The 18718-nt window shown below is 30.6% G+C and carries 17 protein-coding genes and 1 other RNA gene; 7 read left to right on the top strand and 11 right to left on the bottom strand.

Annotation, left to right across the window (positions count from 1 at the left end; translation table 11 throughout):
• Positions 1 to 40 precede the first annotated feature (40 nt).
• The 3 genes from BMX42_RS04660 to hemL are packed head-to-tail and all read left to right on the top strand — an operon-like array spanning position 41 to position 3083.
• Positions 41 to 937, top strand: coding sequence for a 1-aminocyclopropane-1-carboxylate deaminase/D-cysteine desulfhydrase (locus BMX42_RS04660; RefSeq protein ID WP_091309494.1), 897 nt, complete (start codon positions 41 to 43; stop codon positions 935 to 937).
• A complete protein-coding gene (locus BMX42_RS04655) occupies positions 934 to 1797 on the top strand; it encodes a glucosaminidase domain-containing protein (protein WP_091309490.1) in 864 nt (287 codons plus the stop codon). The genes BMX42_RS04660 and BMX42_RS04655 overlap by 4 nt, the downstream gene beginning before the upstream one ends.
• Complete coding sequence (gene hemL, locus BMX42_RS04650) at positions 1797 to 3083, top strand: glutamate-1-semialdehyde 2,1-aminomutase (RefSeq protein WP_091309486.1); 1287 nt, start codon at positions 1797 to 1799, stop codon at positions 3081 to 3083. The genes BMX42_RS04655 and hemL overlap by 1 nt, the downstream gene beginning before the upstream one ends.
• Positions 3084 to 3142: 59 nt before the next feature.
• On the opposite strand, the gene BMX42_RS04645 is transcribed toward hemL, so the two are convergent.
• From BMX42_RS04645 to BMX42_RS04595, 11 genes are all read right to left on the bottom strand, one after another.
• Entirely contained in the window at positions 3143 to 3472 is a 330-nt protein-coding gene (locus BMX42_RS04645) for a hypothetical protein (protein ID WP_091309482.1), read from the bottom strand.
• Between the two features lie 69 nt (positions 3473 to 3541).
• Positions 3542 to 3970: a hypothetical protein gene (locus tag BMX42_RS04640; RefSeq protein WP_091309480.1), complete on the bottom strand. Its 429-nt coding sequence runs from the start codon at positions 3968 to 3970 to the stop codon at positions 3542 to 3544.
• A 76-nt stretch (positions 3971 to 4046) separates the two neighbouring features.
• On the bottom strand, positions 4047 to 5708 hold the full coding sequence (locus BMX42_RS04635; protein ID WP_091309478.1) for a serine hydrolase domain-containing protein: 1662 nt from the start codon (positions 5706 to 5708) through the stop codon (positions 4047 to 4049).
• Positions 5709 to 5782: 74 nt separating this feature from the next.
• A complete protein-coding gene (locus BMX42_RS04630) occupies positions 5783 to 6214 on the bottom strand; it encodes a helix-turn-helix domain-containing protein (RefSeq protein ID WP_143055604.1) in 432 nt (143 codons plus the stop codon).
• A 144-nt stretch (positions 6215 to 6358) separates the two neighbouring features.
• Positions 6359 to 6580: a hypothetical protein gene (locus tag BMX42_RS04625; RefSeq protein ID WP_091309473.1), complete on the bottom strand. Its 222-nt coding sequence runs from the start codon at positions 6578 to 6580 to the stop codon at positions 6359 to 6361.
• A 90-nt stretch (positions 6581 to 6670) separates the two neighbouring features.
• Positions 6671 to 6871: a hypothetical protein gene (locus tag BMX42_RS04620; protein WP_091309470.1), complete on the bottom strand. Its 201-nt coding sequence runs from the start codon at positions 6869 to 6871 to the stop codon at positions 6671 to 6673.
• Between the two features lie 83 nt (positions 6872 to 6954).
• Positions 6955 to 7434 carry a YybH family protein gene (locus BMX42_RS04615; protein ID WP_091309466.1) on the bottom strand — a complete coding sequence of 160 codons (480 nt, stop codon included), beginning with the start codon at positions 7432 to 7434 and terminating at the stop codon, positions 6955 to 6957.
• Positions 7435 to 7635: 201 nt separating this feature from the next.
• Entirely contained in the window at positions 7636 to 11568 is a 3933-nt protein-coding gene (locus BMX42_RS04610) for a DUF7619 domain-containing protein (protein ID WP_091309462.1), read from the bottom strand.
• A gap of 176 nt (positions 11569 to 11744) precedes the next feature.
• A complete protein-coding gene (locus tag BMX42_RS04605; RefSeq protein WP_091309458.1) occupies positions 11745 to 12785 on the bottom strand; it encodes a cysteate synthase in 1041 nt (346 codons plus the stop codon).
• 80 nt (positions 12786 to 12865) lie between these two features.
• Entirely contained in the window at positions 12866 to 14998 is a 2133-nt protein-coding gene (locus BMX42_RS04600; protein WP_091309455.1) for a S9 family peptidase, read from the bottom strand.
• Between the two features lie 37 nt (positions 14999 to 15035).
• Positions 15036 to 16088 (bottom strand): glutaminyl-peptide cyclotransferase, encoded by a 1053-nt coding sequence (locus tag BMX42_RS04595; protein WP_091309451.1) that lies wholly within the window; start codon positions 16086 to 16088, stop codon positions 15036 to 15038.
• Positions 16089 to 16175: 87 nt separating this feature from the next.
• On the opposite strand from BMX42_RS04595, the gene ffs reads away from it, so the two are divergent.
• From ffs to BMX42_RS04575, 4 genes are all read left to right on the top strand, one after another.
• Positions 16176 to 16273: signal recognition particle sRNA small type (ffs, locus tag BMX42_RS04590), an RNA gene on the top strand.
• Positions 16274 to 16454: 181 nt separating this feature from the next.
• Positions 16455 to 17489, top strand: coding sequence for a M28 family metallopeptidase (locus tag BMX42_RS04585; RefSeq protein ID WP_091309447.1), 1035 nt, complete (start codon positions 16455 to 16457; stop codon positions 17487 to 17489).
• Positions 17489 to 17902 carry a type II 3-dehydroquinate dehydratase gene (gene aroQ, locus BMX42_RS04580; protein WP_091309443.1) on the top strand — a complete coding sequence of 138 codons (414 nt, stop codon included), beginning with the start codon at positions 17489 to 17491 and terminating at the stop codon, positions 17900 to 17902. The genes BMX42_RS04585 and aroQ overlap by 1 nt, the downstream gene beginning before the upstream one ends.
• Before the next feature lie 61 nt (positions 17903 to 17963).
• Positions 17964 to 18716: a head GIN domain-containing protein gene (locus BMX42_RS04575; protein ID WP_091309440.1), complete on the top strand. Its 753-nt coding sequence runs from the start codon at positions 17964 to 17966 to the stop codon at positions 18714 to 18716.
• Positions 18717 to 18718: the final 2 nt, after the last annotated feature.

The following is an 18718-nucleotide window of genomic DNA, read 5'->3' as shown; positions in this document are numbered from 1 at the left end:
TATTTAATCCCGAATAGGTAAATCTTATTCGGGATTTTTTATGTCTGCTAATCAACTTATAAATATAGTTTTTCCAAATAGTATTTCTCTTCATATTAAAAGAGAAGATTTACTGCATCCTATAATTTCAGGGAATAAATTTAGAAAACTAAAATATAACCTTGAAGAAGCTAAAAATAAAAATCAGAAAGTATTATTAACTTTTGGTGGCGCATTTTCTAATCACATTGTTGCGGTTGCTGGTGCAGGAGCTGAGTATGGTTTTCAAACTATCGGGATTATAAGAGGAGAAGAGTTACAAAACAAAATTGCAGACAATCCTACTTTAGTACAAGCACAACAATTTGGAATGAAATTCGTTTTTATCTCTAGAGAACAATATCGTAAAAAAGAGAATTCAGATTTCATCAAAAATTTGAAAACTGAATTTGGCGAATTTTATTTAATTCCGGAAGGCGGAACCAATGAATTGGCAATAAAAGGTTGTGAAGAAATTTTATCTAATTCCGATTCAGAATTTACACACATTTGTTCTTCTGTAGGAACGGGAGGAACAATTTCAGGAATAATAAATAGTTCATCTATAACTCAAAAAATTATTGGATTTTCTTCCTTAAAAGGTGATTTTTTACAAAATGATATTGCTAAATTTGCAAACAAACAAAATTGGTCCATAAATTGTGATTACCATTTTGGAGGTTATGGAAAAGTAACAGAGGAATTAATCCATTTTATAAATGATTTTTATTTGAAATATGATATTCATTTAGATCCAATTTATACCGGAAAAATGATGTTTGGGATTCTGAATTTAATTGAGAGTAATTATTTTCCAGCCAATTCAAAAATATTAGCCATTCATACTGGTGGTTTGCAAGGCATTGCAGGAATGAATAACGCATTAGAAAAAAAAGGAAAAACGAAGATAATAATATGATAAAGAAGATTTTAATAGTATTTATTTCTCTACTTTTTATAAGTTGTGGAAGTTCAAAAATAAGAACGGCTAAAAGAACTCCAAGTACCAAAAGTTATCCAGTAACTAAAAGGTATCCTGTGAAAACAGCTCCAACTGTAAAACCTAATGTTTCAACTGTTCCAAAAGAAACCAAACCTTCTTCTGGAAGTGAAGTTTTGGTAGCTACTTCAAAAGTAAAAGCCACAACGGAAGATGTAAAAAAATACATTGCTGATTTTAAAGAAACGGCTAAAAGCAATATGAAAGTACACGGCGTTCCTGCAAGTATAACTATGGCGCAAGGAATTTTAGAATCTGGTGCTGGTTTTGGAGATTTAGCAAAACAAGCTAATAATCACTTCGGAATTAAATGTCATACGGGTTGGATGGGTGAATCAATAAAATATGATGATGACGCCGCACAAGAATGTTTTAGAAAATACAAAGATCCTGCAGAATCTTATAAAGATCATTCGGCATTTTTATCTTCAAGAAAAAGATATGAAGGTTTGTTTAAGCTTGATAAAGGTGATTATGAAGCTTGGGCAAATGGTTTAAAAAAAGCGGGTTATGCAACAGATAGTTTATATCCATCAAAATTAATTGGAATTATCGAACGTTATGAATTGTATAAAATTGATAACGAAGTTTTAGGAAGAAATTTTGTTCCTAAAGTCAGAGTGATAACTCAACTCGATGGTGAACATACTGTACAACAAGGTGATACGTTGTATTCGTTATCAAAAAAATATAATTTGTCAGTTGATGAATTGAAAAATTTAAATAATATTCCAGATTCTGGAATCTCAATAGGTCAAAAATTAAAAGTAAAAAAATAATGTTATATCAAAGAAGTAGTCAGTTATTTATTGAAGCTAATGAAGTAATTCCTGGTGGTGTAAATTCGCCAGTAAGAGCATTTAAAGGAGTTGGTGGATTTCCAATTTTTATAAAAGAAGCAAAAGGAGCTTATTTATATGACGAAGACGGAAATAAATATATTGATTATATCAACTCGTGGGGACCAATGATTTTAGGTCACGCACACGAACCTGTAATTAACGCCATTATTGAAAAAGCCAAAAAAGGAACTTCATTTGGAACACCAACAGAATTGGAAACAAAAATTGCTGAATTAGCAGTTTCAATGGTGCCAAATATAGATAAAATTCGTTTTGTAAATTCGGGTACAGAAGCTTGTATGAGTGCGATTCGTTTAGCACGTGGTTATACAAAACGAGATAAAATTATTAAGTTTTCAGGTTGTTATCACGGTCATTCCGATTCGTTTCTAATTGCAGCTGGAAGCGGTTTAAGTACTTTTGGTGTGCCTAATAGTCCTGGAGTTACAGAAGGAACTGCAAAAGACACATTATTAGCAAAATATAATGATCTCGAAAATGTGAAAGCACTTTTTGAAGCGAACAAAAATGAAATTGCTGCCATTATTGTAGAACCAGTTGCAGGAAACATGGGTTGTATTCCTCCAAAGAGTGGATTTTTATCTGGTTTAAAGCAACTTTGTTCAGAAAACGGCGCAGTGTTAGTGTTTGATGAAGTTATGACTGGATTTCGCTTAGCAAAAGGTGGTGTTCAGGAATTATTTGATGTAGATGCAGATATTGTTTGTTTTGGAAAAGTAATTGGTGGAGGTTTACCAGTTGGTGCTTTTGCTGCAAGAAATGAAATTATGAATATGTTGTCGCCACTTGGTCCAGTGTATCAAGCGGGAACATTGTCAGGAAATCCTTTAGCAATGGCTGCAGGATACCAAATGTTATTAGAATTAAATTCTGATCAAGAAATTTTTAAACGATTAGAAGAAAAAACAGCTTACTTAGAAAAAGGAATCGACAAAGTTTTATCTGAAAATAATATCGCGTTTACTATAAATAGAGTAGGGTCAATGATTTCAGTGCATTTTGATAAAAACGAAGTGTACGATTTTGAAACAGCGAAAAATGGCGATAATGATACCTTTAAAAAATTCTTTCATGAATTATTAAAACGAGGAATTTATATTGCGCCATCTGCTTATGAAACGTGGTTTATTACTGATGCGTTAACGTATGAAGATTTAGATTATACTATAAAATGTATCAACGAAGTGGCTAAGATATTATAGTGAGAAAATATTAGTAAAAAAAAATCCCGTCTAGTTTAACTGACGGGATTTTTTTATTTTTAGTTTGTTAATTTTTTCAACAAACCTGGTTTACTTTCAATGCTTTGCATTTGTTCTTGAGAAAGTGTAGCTCTTAACTTTAATTCAATAATTTTAGCTAATTCCGCTTTTCTTTCTGCAGAAAGATTTCCATTTAAATTTCTGTGTTTGTATTCAAATAATCTGAATAAATCCTCGCTTAAAGTACCTTGAACAGGAACAACTTCAGAAAGAGCTGCTAAATTACTTTTTGCTTCAACTTTTTCGTCCACTTTTTTAAATGTCTCTTGAGCACTAGCATTTACTGTGAAAGCTAAGAATAATACAAGAGCGCCTAATAAATTTTTCATTGTAATTTGTTTAATAGTTTTATCAAAAATAAAAAATATTTTCAATATTGAAGCTTTTTTTATGAATAATTATTCTTTTTTGTGTTTTCTTCCCTCTTTTCTTTTTTCCATATTTTCATTTTGCATCGCTTCCCATTTTTTAAATTGCTCGTCTGTAAGTATTGGTTTTAGCTTTGCTTTCAATTCTTCGTGTTGTTTTTTCATCGTAGCTTTTTTCTCAGCTAGCATTTTTTCTCTTTCGGCTTTCATTTTTTCTCTTTCGGCTTTCATTTCTTCTCTAGCCGCCATGTTTTCTTTTTGTTCCGCTGCAAAAATTTCTTTGACTTTCCTTTTCTGATTTTCGTCTAAACTTAATTTTTCAGAAAGTTTTTCGGTTCTCATCGCTACACGTTCTTCTGGAGAGGCATTTTTTAGTTTTTCTTTTCTATCTTGAGCCGAAACTCCGAATGTAACTAATAACGTCATTACGAATACTAATTTCTTTACCACATTTTTCATAATATAAAATTTTAAAGTTTAGTATTGGACAGTATAATTTCGAAAAGGTTTAATGAATTGGGATTTATTTAACTTCTTAGTTTTCAAGTTGAGGCAAGATGTAATTTTCAAAAATCATTTCTGGCTGTTGGGTTTTTCCATTTCGATAATTTCCAGATGTTATAACAACGACGGTTTTCAATTGAGGAATAATGAAAATATATTGTCCACCAGCTCCTCTAGCTTCAATAGATGCAATATTTTTGCCATTAATTTGATAGGTATGATGCCACCATAAATAACCATATCCATTTTTATCTTTGGTGTTTTCTAAAGCACGATAATTTGTAAATGAATTTTCTATCCAACTTTTAGATAAAATACGTTTTGAGTTCCATTTTCCCTTGTTAAGATATAGCTCTCCAAATTTCAGCATATCTTTAGGTGTAAGATACATTCCTCCACCAAAATAAGGGTTTCCATTCAAATCAGCCTGAATAATGTAATTTGAAATCTCTAGTTTTTGAAATAAATTCGTATCCATAAATAATTCTAAAGGTTCAGAAACTAAAGAATCCATCGCAATTCCAAGTAAATACGGATTTGCAGAACCATAATTCGCTTTTGTATTTGGACTGTTAATCATTGGAACAGCCAAAATGGTTTGTATCCAATCCTTCGCTCTTTGAAAATTTTCTTCCGTTGCTGGAGATTTTGGATTCGCATTTATACCATAATCAATCGCATCTAATCCGGAACTCATTGTTAAGAGACTTTGAATATTTATTTTCGATTTTAAACTGTCTTTTAAAGGTTGATATTTTGCTGGTAAAAAATCAAAAATGGATTGTTCTACACTCTTAAATAAGGATTTATCTTTTGCAATTCCAACTATAGCTGATGAAATACTTTTTGCAGATGAACGCATATCGTGTGGGACATTTGCGTTATAACCATCAAAATAATTTTCATAAATGAGTTTGCCATTTCTCGAAATTAAAACAGAATGTGTGTTAGGTAATGAATCCTTTGAAATAAGATTTTCCATTTTGATAAGTGGAAGAATGGAAGTTGAATTTTCTGTTTTAAAACCACCAATTTTCCAATCAGTTTTCGATTTTTTTAAATCTACTTTTGTGATTGAGTGATTTCCTAAAAGTATTTCTAATTCAATTTTATTTGATTCTAATTTTCCTTTAAATTGCAATCCTGTTTTAAAGTCGGAAAATGTTATGATGTTATTTTCTTTTTGAAAATTGTCACACCAAGTTCCAGTAAAACGATTATCAGCTAAAAACGGATACGCTTGATAGTCATTATTTGAACCATTTTCTACACTTAAATAAAAATCTTGTGATTTGAGTTCGTCCACCATTAAAACATTCCAATTGCCAATAAAAGAATTGTTTTTTGATTTAGATAATTTTACATGATAAAGTAGTAAGCCAGATTTTATAAAACCATTAATTTCCTTCCCGTTTTTGGAGAGATTTCCTTCAAAAAATAAATTTTCAGAAATGGGGATTGTTATCTGCTGAGCATTTTTAGCATTAAAAGATTGATTGATTATGCTTTTGTTGTTATAAATTTTGAAAATCGCTTTTTCAAGTCCGAAGTTTTCAATTGCTACTTTCAGACAGAATGTTTTAGAATTTTCAATTTTTCCTTCCCAATTGTCAGTATATTCAGCCATATCTTGTGCATTGACTGAGAACGAAAAAAGAATTAAGAATAAGGATAGATTGTTTAGAAATCTCATTTTTTGATTAATTTAATAGTAAGATGTAAAGATGAGATTTTTAAAATCGTCAAAATTGTATAAAATTAACATCATCAAATTTTTCTAAATAATTTTGTTGGTGTTGTATTGTAAATTCGTTTGAAACTTGAAATAAAATGACTTTGGTCGTAAAATCCGCATTGATAACAAATCTCTGTCATTGAAAATTTATTGGATGCGATTAAATGAAAGGCTTTATTGACTTTTAATAACCGAATGTAGTTTCCCAAACTTGTGCCGAAATATCTGGTAAACTCTCTTGATAGGTGAATGGGGTGAATTCCTAAAATTGAACTTAAATTGTGTAAGGAATAATCCATTTGTTCTTCTAAAAAAAGTTCTTGAAGTTTGTTTACCCATTCTGGTTTTTTAGAACTTGTTTTTCGATTTTCTTTTATGGTGCTAAAAAGTTCAATCATTAATGACTCGATACTTAAATTTGAATATAAGTCGTTAATTTTTGACTCAACATATACTTTATTCATTAAGTTTTTTGTCAACGGATTTTTTATGTTGATGCTTCCTTCAAAATCTGCGATTTGAATGTCGTAATTTGAAAACCAATTTTCATTTAGTTCAATATGGAATCCTCTTGTAAATACAGGCGGTTTTATGTTATAATGTGCGTCTTACCAATTGTGAAATAGTAAATTCCCAGGTTCTAAATAATATGATTCTTTTTTGTTAGATTCGAAGAGTTTCCCTTCAAGTAAATAGGTGAAATAAGGGTTTTCGTGATAATGCCAATCCACTTTACTATGTGTGTATTCCGTATCAGTAATGATGATATTTTCAAAAGTAGACTTTTGGTAATGTGTTCCGTAAAATTCTCCTTTTTTTAGTTGGTTCATTTGATTTTAATTATCACAGTAAATATAAAAAAATCCTACAAAAAATCCTCAGATTAGTTTTAAAATGAGGATTTTAGACTTTATAATACTTTAAATTCTCTGGAGATTTTTAAAAATTAAATTTGATGTAAAATAAAATGTTGAAATTAAGACAAATAGAATTCCCATCATTCCAAAAAATTCTACAAATCGCATTAACATACTTGGTTCTTTAATGTCGCCATCCATTAGGAAAGCAATTGTTGTAAGAATTGCAGCAGTAGCTAAGATGTTCAAAAATATTCTTTTCATAAATTAAAGTTTTTTTAGATTCTTAGAATAAGAACGAATTTTGGCATCTTTTATTGTGATTCATGCTGTTTTGATGTTTCTGTTTATTTAAGACTGTCTGGACTCATAATGTCAACTGCGTTTTTCCAAGATCCATCTTTTTGTTTTTTCCAGATATTAACTACTTGAAAGGTCATAATCTTTTCCTTTCCGGTTGAATCTTTCTCAATAATTTTTGATTTTTCTATTATGTAGCCCATATCGCCACTTTCTGAAACTTCAGCGCTAATTGGTTCCCAACTTATACTAAAGCCAGGATTTTTCAAAGAAGCTTCAACCATCTCACGAATGGCTTTTTTCCCTTTTAATTCTGGTTCTCCTGCAGAAATTAGTATGGCATCATCTGTCCAATAACTTAGGATCTTTTCAATATCTCTCGAATTTGCTGCTGCAGACCAATCGCGACTTGCTTGCATTAGTTTTTCGCTTTCTTCTTTTGTGTCAACTTTCTTCTCTTGACAGCTAAAAGTAATTAGTAGTAAAGTCAAAATGAATAGACTTTTAAAAAATGTAATTGCTTTCATTATTATCTAATTTTTATAGTTACAGATTAAAATATTTATCAAGATCAAGACTTGTTCTCTTGTAAAGTTAATTAATTCCTGTAAAAAAACCCTCAAATTAGTTCAAAATGAGGGTTTTAGATGTTGTATGGTAAGATTGTGTTATTTAATAATCTGTATTTTTAATAGTTCAAAGTCGGGAGTCTTTGTATAGTTGTGTTTCTATTCTTTTATAATTTTAGTATTTGTTATTCCTTTTTCTGTATAAAGTTTAAGGAAATAATTTCCAGTTTTTAATTCACTTAAATTCACTTTGTTTTCAAGTATTGCTTTTGAACTTACTATTCTACCGGCAACATCATAAACCTCTATTTTCAAGACATTTTCTTTTGTTTGAAAATGTAGCATATCTTTTACTGGATTTGGATAAATTGAAATCGTATTTATTACCTCGTTTTCTTGAAAACCTAATAGGTTTTGAATAGTTGTAATGTAATTGTTTGTATCTATTTGCGAATTATAATCAAAATAAATGGACGCCAAATTACTGAAAGTATCACCTGCAACTAGCGTTGATTTTGTTTTGATTTTAAAAACAACATAACCGTCATTATTAGCGTCATCAAAAGGTAAATTAATATTATCAAAATGATATTCTAAATTATTAGTTGATGTAATTAGTTTTCTATAGTTATGACTTGCATCTAAAGTTATAATGCTTTCGATATCGAATTTATTAGGGTTGATATAGTCTTTGACAACGATATTTTGAGCTTTTGAAGTTCCATTATTTTCAAATCTGATTTTATAAGTAACATAATTTCCAATGCTATTTGCTTCTACCAAATTACCTTGTAAACATATTTTATCATTTGGGTCAAATGAATTTACTACTAATTGACTTAATGCAAAAGTATTATCATTAGAGTTTTCATCTCCTGATAAAGGCAAAATTGTACCTGTGAAATTGATTAAATCGCCGCCATTAACTGCTGGTGTTTCTATTGGCGTGTTTAGATTTAAAGTTACCATAATACTTCTACTTTCAAAAGGAACTAGATTGTTATAAGTCCATTCTAATGATCCAAAACTTTGTAATGTTGGAGGAACAGAAGAACTAATGTAATCATTTATATTATCGTTATAATTGAATTGTAAAGATCCAGAGATTGTTGCATTTCCTTTGTTCTTATAGATGATTTTATATTGGTTGTTGAATCCTGGACGCGCATCACTGATTGGAATTATAATTATTTCCACATCATTATGTAAACCGTTTGGAGAAACACAGAAGTTTTGAATTTGAGTGTTATTAAATCCAGAAAAATTTATTGTTGCTGTAGTTGGGTTTACATTATAATAACTACTGTTTTCACCGAAACCTACAACCTCTAATGTGTTGTTTTGTAACGGAGTATATATTTTGTAGTAACCATTTAAATCTGTGTAAAACTGATTTTCAGTTGAATTATTTATCTTAAGTTTTAAATTTGGTGCTGTGATATCATTTAAATCGCAATTATTATTATTGTCGAATCTTGCAACACCTTCAATACTATTATAATCTTTTTGATATGAATTAAAATCAATCTCGAACAAGCCGTCAGATGCTAAATAGTATTTTCCATTTCCTTTATAAGCAACAGAATAGTTGTTTACTGTTTTGGGTAAATTGTAGTTATTGGCATCGAATAAAGGATCATAAGCGACTGGTTGATTGTTTAATCCATCCATCCAAATCCAAAGATTTAATGAAAGATCATATTTCCAAAAATCAAATAAAAAGCCTTGAGAATTTCCAGAAGTTCCTCTTCCAAATCCGCCATACAACCATAAATTACCGTAATTGTCTGACCATGTTACAAAATCTTTTCGTGAACCGGGAACATTAGTAATAAATCCATATTCCTTTACTCCATAATTTCCATTAATGTCAATTTTTCTATTACCAAGTACTTTTGTCCAAACGTTATTTGTGGTTGAATATTTCCAAATATCACTTAATAACCCAGCTGTAAATAGTGTGTTTGCTTTGCCTAAACCATTACCTCCATAAAAATACAAATCATTTCCTTTTGACCAAGCAGCTGCGCTATGGACAAATGGTGGGTAAGTATCTAAAAAATAGGTTGTACTATTTGTGCAGTTATTTTGATTTCCACCCATTAATATCCACTGATTAATAGTAGTATCAAATTTCCAAAAATCATTTAAATAATAACCTTGATCATTCACACCAGAGAATAGCCAAAGATTGCCTTGAGCATCTACCCAAGTTTGAGCATTTGCGCGACTTCTAGGGTAATTGTTTGAATTTGCTTCTCCGATATTTGAGTAAAAAGAATAGGGTGTGTCATTGTTTTTTGAACCACCAATCCAAGTCCAATTTTTTGTAGCTTTATCAAATACCCAAAAATCATTATAATAATAAGTATTACCTGTCATACCGAAGCCACCCATTAAATATAATTTAGTATCAGTTTCCCATAAACTTCCATTTTCTCTATATGGTGGGATGTTTGAAGCGTCAGTTACATTTATTTGACCATAAACACCATAATTGTATGGGGTTGAACTAAACTCTTTTATTTTATAACAAGTTGAAGTTGCAATATCGTATTCAAACATTCCGCCCAAAAAAGAGCTTCCAAGAAAAGGCTGATTGTTTAATGTGCTGAAAAACCAAAGTTTATTTCCTTTTTCTGCCCATTTTAATTCTGTTGCTCCAACAATATTATAAACAGAAGGATTACTTAAATTTTCAAAATAATAACCTTTACCAATACTACTTAAGCCTTCTGTCCAAATGAAATTGTTTGATGAAATGTTGTATTCCCAAAATTCTTGCGTAGGAATTATTCCATCATCTTTATATGAATGTCCTCCATATAAATTAATAGTATTACTGTTATCTATCCATAAAAAAGAATGTACTCTTGATGAAGGTAAATTTTCACTTCGCTCAACGCCTTTTTTTCCATAAAAACCTGGATGTTTTGTTAGTTGTTTTCCTTTTAGCCAAGTCCATTGATTTGTGAGCATATTATACTTCCAAAGACTACCGTGATATTCTCTATTTAATTCATCAGTAGTATTTCCGCCTAATTCATAGCCACCAATAAAATAAGCTTCGTTATTGTAAACTATTGAGTTTGACATATGGATTAAGGATGGAGGAGTATTAACAATATCACTTGTGTTTTGTATACCATATATAGCATCAACTGTACTTGGATTTTTTACACAAGTCCATTTTTGAGTTAATAAATTAAATTTCCAAACTTTTTTCTGAACTGAAGTTTCAGCTGTGTTGTTTTCAGATGAACCTCCATAGTACCATAAGCTATTATCAAAAAACCATGAAGTATAACCTAATAAACAACCAGGTCGATTGTTTATGTCTTCAACACCAACTGTTCCGATGTTTTGCGAATTATTTGTAGGTTTATAAAGTAAAGTCCATGAGTTGTTGTTAGGGTTATATTTCCACAAATCATATTTATCATAACCATCATATGTTGGAGCATGACCACCATAAATGTATATCATTCCGTCATTTGATACTAGTGGATTTGAAAAAATTCTTGAAGAAGGATAATAATTTTGTGATTCAACTCCAATTGGACCGTAATTACCTGCAATTCCAGCAGCATGAGTGTTATATCCGCCAATCCAAGCCCATTGTTGTAAAGTGATATCATATTTCCATAAATCATTATATTCAACACTATTTGAAACATAGGTAATATAAGTTCCACCCATAAGATATAAATTTCCACTATTGTCAACAAATGTTATACTTTGAGATCTTTTACCAGGGGTATTAGTGTTGTTAAATACTCCTTTTGTGCCAAAATTTGCGGTAATATTATTGTCTTGTAAACATTTCCATTGTTTAATAGCTAAATTGTAAACCCAAAAAGATGAATTCCCATAATTATTGCTTTGGCTGTCATTGCCATATAAATAAATGTTGTCTTGTGATTTCCAAACCATTTGCTTTTTTGTGCCAGAACCAGGATGATTTTTTGGGCTGAACTGATTCATTACTTCAATAAATTGGTTTGAAGATTCTTGACCAATATTTATATGTTGAACTTGAGCAAATAATAAATGATTTGTTATTAAGATAAGTACGAGTACTATTTTTTTCATTTTTGGTATTTTAAATTTGGTTTGTAGCTGATGTTTGTCAACTCCTAAAGATGTAAACTTTTCAGTTATAAAACAGTAGTTTTATAACATTTGCTTGTAAATATATTAAATTCCTACAAAAAAATCCTCAAATTAATTTAAAATGAGGATTTTTGGTATTGTTTTATAAAATGAGGTTATCTAATAATCTCTATTTTTAGTGATTCATCTATGTTTTCAATATCTAAAAAACCTTGTTCTTGCATCCATTCATCGCTATAAATTTTACTCATATAACGAGAACCATGATCAGGGAAAATAACTACTACATTGCTGTTTTCGTCAAATTCACCTTGTTCAGCATATTGTTTTACTGCTTGAAAAGCAGCTCCTGATGTATAACCAACAAATAAACCTTCAGTTCTTGAAATTTCTCTTGCCATAATAGCACTTTCCTTATCTGTTACTTTTACATATTGGTCAATAATATCAAAATCGGTTGCTGTAGGAATTAGGTTTTTGCCCAAACCTTCAATTTTGTATGGAAATATTTCTTTTTCGTCAAATTCTTTAGTTTCATGGTATTTTTTCAAAACAGATCCAAAAGCATCCACTCCTAAAACTTTTATCGTCGGATTTTGCTCTTTTAAATAACGTCCAATTCCAGAAATAGTTCCGCCAGTTCCGCTACAAACTACTACATGAGTTACCAATCCGTCGGTTTGTTCCCAAATTTCTTTTCCCGTACTGCAATAATGTGCGTCAATATTTAACTCGTTAAAATACTGATTGATGTAAATAGAATTTGGCGTTTCTTCATGAACTCTTTTTGCCACTTCATAATAACTTCTTGGGTCGTCTGCAGCTACACTTGCAGGGCAAACATACACTTTTGCGCCCATACTTTTTAGCATGTCAATTTTATCTTGCGACGATTTATCACTTACTGCTAAAATACATTTGTAACCTTTAATAATGCTTATCATAGCCAAACTAAAACCGGTATTTCCAGATGTAGTTTCCACAATGGTCGCACCAGGTTTTAAAATGCCTTTTTCTTCCGCGCTATTGATAATGTGCAATGCAATTCTGTCTTTTGCTGAATGTCCAGGATTGAAAGCTTCTACTTTAGCGTAAAAATTTCCTTTTAATCCTTCTGAAACTTTATTTAATTTAATAATTGGTGTGTTTCCAACTAATTCTAAAACAGAGTTATATGCTGTTATTTCCTTCTTCATGTTCAATATCATATCTTTAAATATTGTATCTGTCAATCTGTCCCGAAATTTCGGGACAGATTGACAAATCATTCTTTAATTTATTTTTTAATTTTCTCTAAATCAAATAAGAAAGCAAATTCTTTAGCTAATTCTTTCAAAGCTTCAAATCTACCTGATGCACCTCCGTGACCCGCTTCCATATTTGTATCTAAAAATAATTGTTTGTTGTTTGTTTTTATCACTCTTAATTTCGCAACCCATTTTGCTGGTTCAAAATATTGTACTTGAGAATCGTGTAAGCCTGTTGAAACATACATATTTGGGTAATCTTGAGCTTTTACTTGATCGTAAGGAGAATAAGATAACATATAATCATAATATTTCTTTTCGTTCGGATTTCCCCATTCGTCATATTCCCCAGTTGTTAAAGGAATTGAATCGTCTAACATCGTTGTAACAACGTCTACGAAAGGAACTTGTGCAATGACACCATTGTATAATTCTGGAGCCATATTTACAATCGCACCCATTAATAATCCACCAGCAGAACCACCTTCAGCATATAAATGTTCTGCAGAAGTATATTTTTCAGCGATTAAGTATTTACTACAATCGATAAAATCAGTAAATGTATTTTTCTTTTTTAATAGCTTTCCGTTTTCGTACCATTCTCTTCCTAAATCTTCTCCACCACGAATGTGTGCTATTACATATATAAATCCTCTGTCCATTAAACTCAAACGAGTGCTAGAAAAATAAGGATCCATTGAAGAACCATAAGAACCGTAAGCATATTGTAATAATGGATTTTTGCCATCTTTTTTGATGCCTTTTCTGTAAACAATACTCATTGGAATTTTTGTTCCATCTGCTGCTGTAGCCCAAATTCTTTCTTCTGTGTAGTTATTTTTGTCGAATTTTCCACCTAAAACTTCTTGCTCTTTTAAAACCGTTTTTTCTTTGGTTTTCATGTTGAAATCAATCACAGAAGACGGAGTTGCCATAGATTGATATCCGTAACGCAAAATATCTGTGTTGAAATCTACGTTTGAAGTTGTGTAACATGTGTATGTTTCAATGTTAAATGGTAAGTAATAATCACCAGAACCATCCCAAGGTTTAATTTGAATTTTGTTTAATCCGTTTGAACGTTCTTCCACTACTAAATAGTTTTTGAAAATTTCAATTCCTTCTAATAAAACGTCTTTTCTATGTGGAATTAAATCTACCCAATTTTCTTTTGATGTCGCATATTCAGGTGTTGTCATTAATTTGAAATTGGTTGCTTTGTCGGCATTGGTTAAGATGTAAAAACTATCTTTATAGAAAGAAATTGAATATTCTAAACCACGTGTTCTTGGTTGAAAAATTCTGAATTTTCCATCAGGATTATTCGCCTCCAAAATTTGATATTCAGTTGTAAGCGTACTTCCAGAACCAACTATAATATATTTTTTTGATTTTTCTTTGTAAACAAACGTGTTGTACGTGTCATCTTTTTCATGGAAAACTAAAACATCTTCTGACGCATTTGTCCCTAATTTATGTTTGAAAACTTTATCTGAACGTAAGGTTTGTGCGTCTTTTCCAGTATAAAAAATGGTTTTATTGTCTGTTGACCAGCATGAACCACCAGTTGTGTTTTCAATTTTATCAGAAAGGATTTCTCCGGTTTCTAAATTTTTGATTTGAATGGTATACTGTCTTCTTGAAACTAAATCTAAACCAAAAGCGACCAATTTATTGTCGCCACTCACGCTCATTCCGCTTAAATTGAAGTAGGCGTGACCTTTTGCCATTTCGTTACAATCGAATAAAATTTCTTCCTTTGCGTCTAAACTTCCTTTTTTTCTGGCATAAATTGGATAATCTTTTCCTGTTTCAAAACGTGTGATGTACCAATATTCGTTGTAAAAATAAGGAACAGAACTGTCGTCTTCCTTAATTCTAGCTTTCATTTCTAAGAATAAATCATCTTGAAATTTTTTGGTATGTGCGGTTGATTGGTTGTAATAGTCGTTTTCTTTATTCAAATAATCAATAACTTCTGGATTTTCTCTTTCATTTAACCAATAGTAATTATCGGTTCTTACATTTCCGTGTTTTTCCAGTTTTTTTGGAATTATTTTCGCAACTGGCGGTTGAATAGTATTCATTTTCTTCTTTTTGTTTTGTGAATGTATTTGTATGCTAAACATCAGAAATACTGACGCAATTATAATTTTTTTCATAGTAGTAGTTTTGATTGTTTAAATAATTTCAGGAAAATTATTTCAATTTAATTTCGAACATTTTATCCCAATCTTTTCCAGTAATAAAAACGGTTTTTGTAGCAGGATTGTAGGCGATTCCGTTTAAAACTTCATCTCCATCTGTTAATATTTTTTTATTTTTTGTTTTCAATGCTGAAAAATTAATTACAGCTTCAACAGCACCATTTTCGGGATTAATAATAACTACAACATCTTTTTGATAAATGTTAGCCCAAATTTTTCCATCAATCCATTCTAATTCGTTTATTTCTGGAATGGCATTTGTGTCAGAATACACATTTATAGAACGCACCATTTTTTGAGTTTGTGGATCTAAAAAGTAAATTTTATTTGTTCCGTCGCTCATTATCAAATGTTTGTCGTTGTGAGTTAATCCCCAGCCTTCAATATCTGCAAAATAATTAAACGTTTTTTCTTGAACTAAAGTTTCTGCATTATAAATAAATCCGACTTTATTTCGCCAAGTCAATTGGTAAATTTTGCCATTAAAAACAGTAATTCCTTCTCCGAAATATTCTTGAGAAAGTGGAATTGATTTTGAAACGGTTCCTGATTTATAATCGGTTTTTCTTAAAGTTGATTCGCCATTTTGACCTGTCCCTTCTAATAAAATACCTTTATAAAATTCTAAACCTTGAGTGTAAGCATTAGCATCGTGATTATAGGTGTTTAAAATCGTATAATCTTTAGTTTCGTATAATTTCGGTGTAATGTTAGATACCAATTCAAAAGAAGTTATGCATTCTGCTTTTTGACCTTCGTAAAACACGACTGCTTTTATATCCTGAATGCCAAATTGTAAGTTGTCTAATTTGAAGTTTAACACTTTATTGTTTGCAGATGTTCCTAATTTAACATCGTTTGAATAATAAACCACAGAATCTATTGTGGTATTTTCTGCGTTTTCAACACTTAAATTGACACTCTCATTTGGTTTATATACTTGTTTTAAGTCTTTTGAAGCGATAGAAAACAAATCTTTTGATTCTCCACAATTTAATAAAAACGCGCTTAATGATGTGATTATAAGTAAGTTAATTTTTTTCATTTCAGTAATAATTAATACTACAATAATACAATTTATTTTAAACTAATTTTTGATTTGTAAAAATAATAAAAGATTGTATATTTGCACCGGCAAGTCCTACACGACCAGCTCCCTCAAAATCCTCCAGGGTGGGAACGCAGCAAAGGTATGTGGTTGTAGCGGTGCGATGTAGGTCGCTTGCCATTTTTTATTTCACTTTCCTTCTTAAAATTCTTATAAAATTTATTGGTATAAAACTTTTTTAGTTAGATTTGTAATGTTTTTAACAATTACAGATGAAATCGCTATTGGTTAAAGTTTGCGAAGCAAAGCCAATATTTAAATAGCGATAGCATATATGACAACAAAAAAACAAATTATCCATATATGAAAAAGTTATTACTACTACTTACAACAGCAGCATTTTTGCTTAGTTGTTCTCCGAAAAAAACAGTTGTTAGTTCGAGAAAAGTTGTTGATGTTGCAAAATACATGAACACCATTAACGAGGCTAGTTTATCTAAAAATCTTCATGTTATTGCTTCCGACGAAATGAAAGGAAGAAATACTGGTGAAGAAGGTCAGAAAAAAGCTGGTTTGTACATCATTGAACAATATAAAGCTTTAGGGATTAAAAACCCTCCAGGTTCAACTGATTATTATCAAAAAGTTCCTTCAGAATTTATGAAAAAAGGATTTTCTCCAAAATTAGGTGATTCTGAAAATATTTGGGCTTTTATTCCAGGTGCTGAAAAACCAGAAGAAGTAGTGATTATTTCTGCTCATTATGATCATATTGGTATGAAAAATGGTGAAGTATTTAATGGAGCTGATGATGATGGTTCTGGAACAGTTACTTTAATTGAAATCGCTAAAGCTTTCGCTGAAGCTAAAAAAGAAGGTCATGGGCCAAAACGTTCTATCTTATTCTTACACGTAACAGGTGAAGAGCATGGTTTACATGGTTCTAGATATTATTCTGAAAATCCATTATTCCCAATTAAAAATACGGTAGCCGATATTAATATTGATATGGTGGGTCGTAGAGATACAATTGGAAGTCACAAAACAGACGGAAAATACGTGTATGTAATTGGTTCTGATAGATTAAGCTCTGAATTGCATTCTATAAACGAAGAAATGAATACTAAATATGTTGGATTAAATTTAGATTATACTTTTAATGCTAGAAACGATCCAAATCAATTTTATTTCCGTTCTGATCATTACAACTTTGCTAAAAAAGGAATTCCTTCTATTTTCTTTTTCAATGGTGTGCATGAAGACTATCATGGACCAAACGATACAGCTGATAAAATAGAATACGATTTGTTAGCTATGAGAGGAAAATTAGCCTTTACTTTAGCTTGGGAATTAGCAAACAGAGATAATAAAATTGTAGTTGACAAAGACGGAAAATAATGCAGTTATTAATTCTGAATGGGCCTAATTTAAACTTATTAGGACAAAGAGAAACTTCAATATACGGAAATCAAGATTTCAATTCGTTTTTTAATGAATTGAAATCTCAATTTCCAACGCTACAATTAGAGTATTTTCAATCTAATGTAGAAGGAGAAATTATCAATAAACTACAAGAAGTAGGTTTTTCTTATGACGGCATAATTTTAAATGCAGGAGCTTATACGCACACTTCTGTGGCTATTGGCGATTGTATAAAAGCCATAACTTCACCCGTAATTGAAGTACATATTTCAAATACTTTTTCAAGAGAAACTTTTCGTCACCAATCTTATATTTCGCCAAATGCAAAAGGTGTAATTATTGGTTTTGGTTTACAAAGTTATACTTTGGCTTTGCAAAGTTTTTTATAACTGATGCAACTCTTTTGATTTAAAAATCGTCTATAAAATTACAATCTAAAACTATAAAAAAATGAAGAAAATTCACGTATTTATTATTGCTTTTTTTGCAATGATTGGCACTTCTTATGCCCAAGTTAAAGAAACTAGAGTAGTTGGTAATTTTACTGCTATTAAGGCTTCAACAAGTGTAAATGTAGTGTATACGCAAGGAACAACACAAAGTGTTGTGGTAAGTTGGGAAAAAGATTTAATGAAATATTTAAAGGTAGAAGCAAAAAATAATATTCTAAGAATTTATATAGATAACGACAAATATTTTAAAAATATCGACACGAGTAAACTACTTGTCTCTGTTACAAATAAAGGAATTGGAAGTGTTACAGTAAGTTCATCTGCTACTTTTTCAATCAAAAATAATTTGAACGTGAGTTTATTGAAAATTAATACATCATCAAGTGCAGATTTTTCTGGAACCGTGACTTGTAACTCTATTTTTATTGATGCTTCATCGAGTTCAAATGTAGCTTTAAATATGTCAACACAAGATGTAGCTGTGAATTTAAGTAGTAGTTCTACTGTAGATTTAAAAGGGAAGACAAACAATTTGGCTATTGATGCTTCAAGTTCATCTGATTGTGATGCAAAAGAGTTAATCTCAAATGTGGCACAAGTTTCTGCAAGTACTTCTTCAGATGTAAATGTGGTAGCTGTAAAAAGTTTAGATGCAACAGCTTCTACGAGTGCATCTGTAAAATACTACGGGAAATTAGAAAAAGTAAAAATTACTGAAAGTACTTCAGGTTCAGTAGAACAAGTTAAATAAAG

The organism is Flavobacterium terrigena (genome assembly GCF_900108955.1).
GTDB classification, from domain to species: domain Bacteria; phylum Bacteroidota; class Bacteroidia; order Flavobacteriales; family Flavobacteriaceae; genus Flavobacterium; species Flavobacterium terrigena.
Note: the sequence above shows the minus strand (reverse complement) of the source record. Positions and strands in the feature narration are given on the sequence as shown.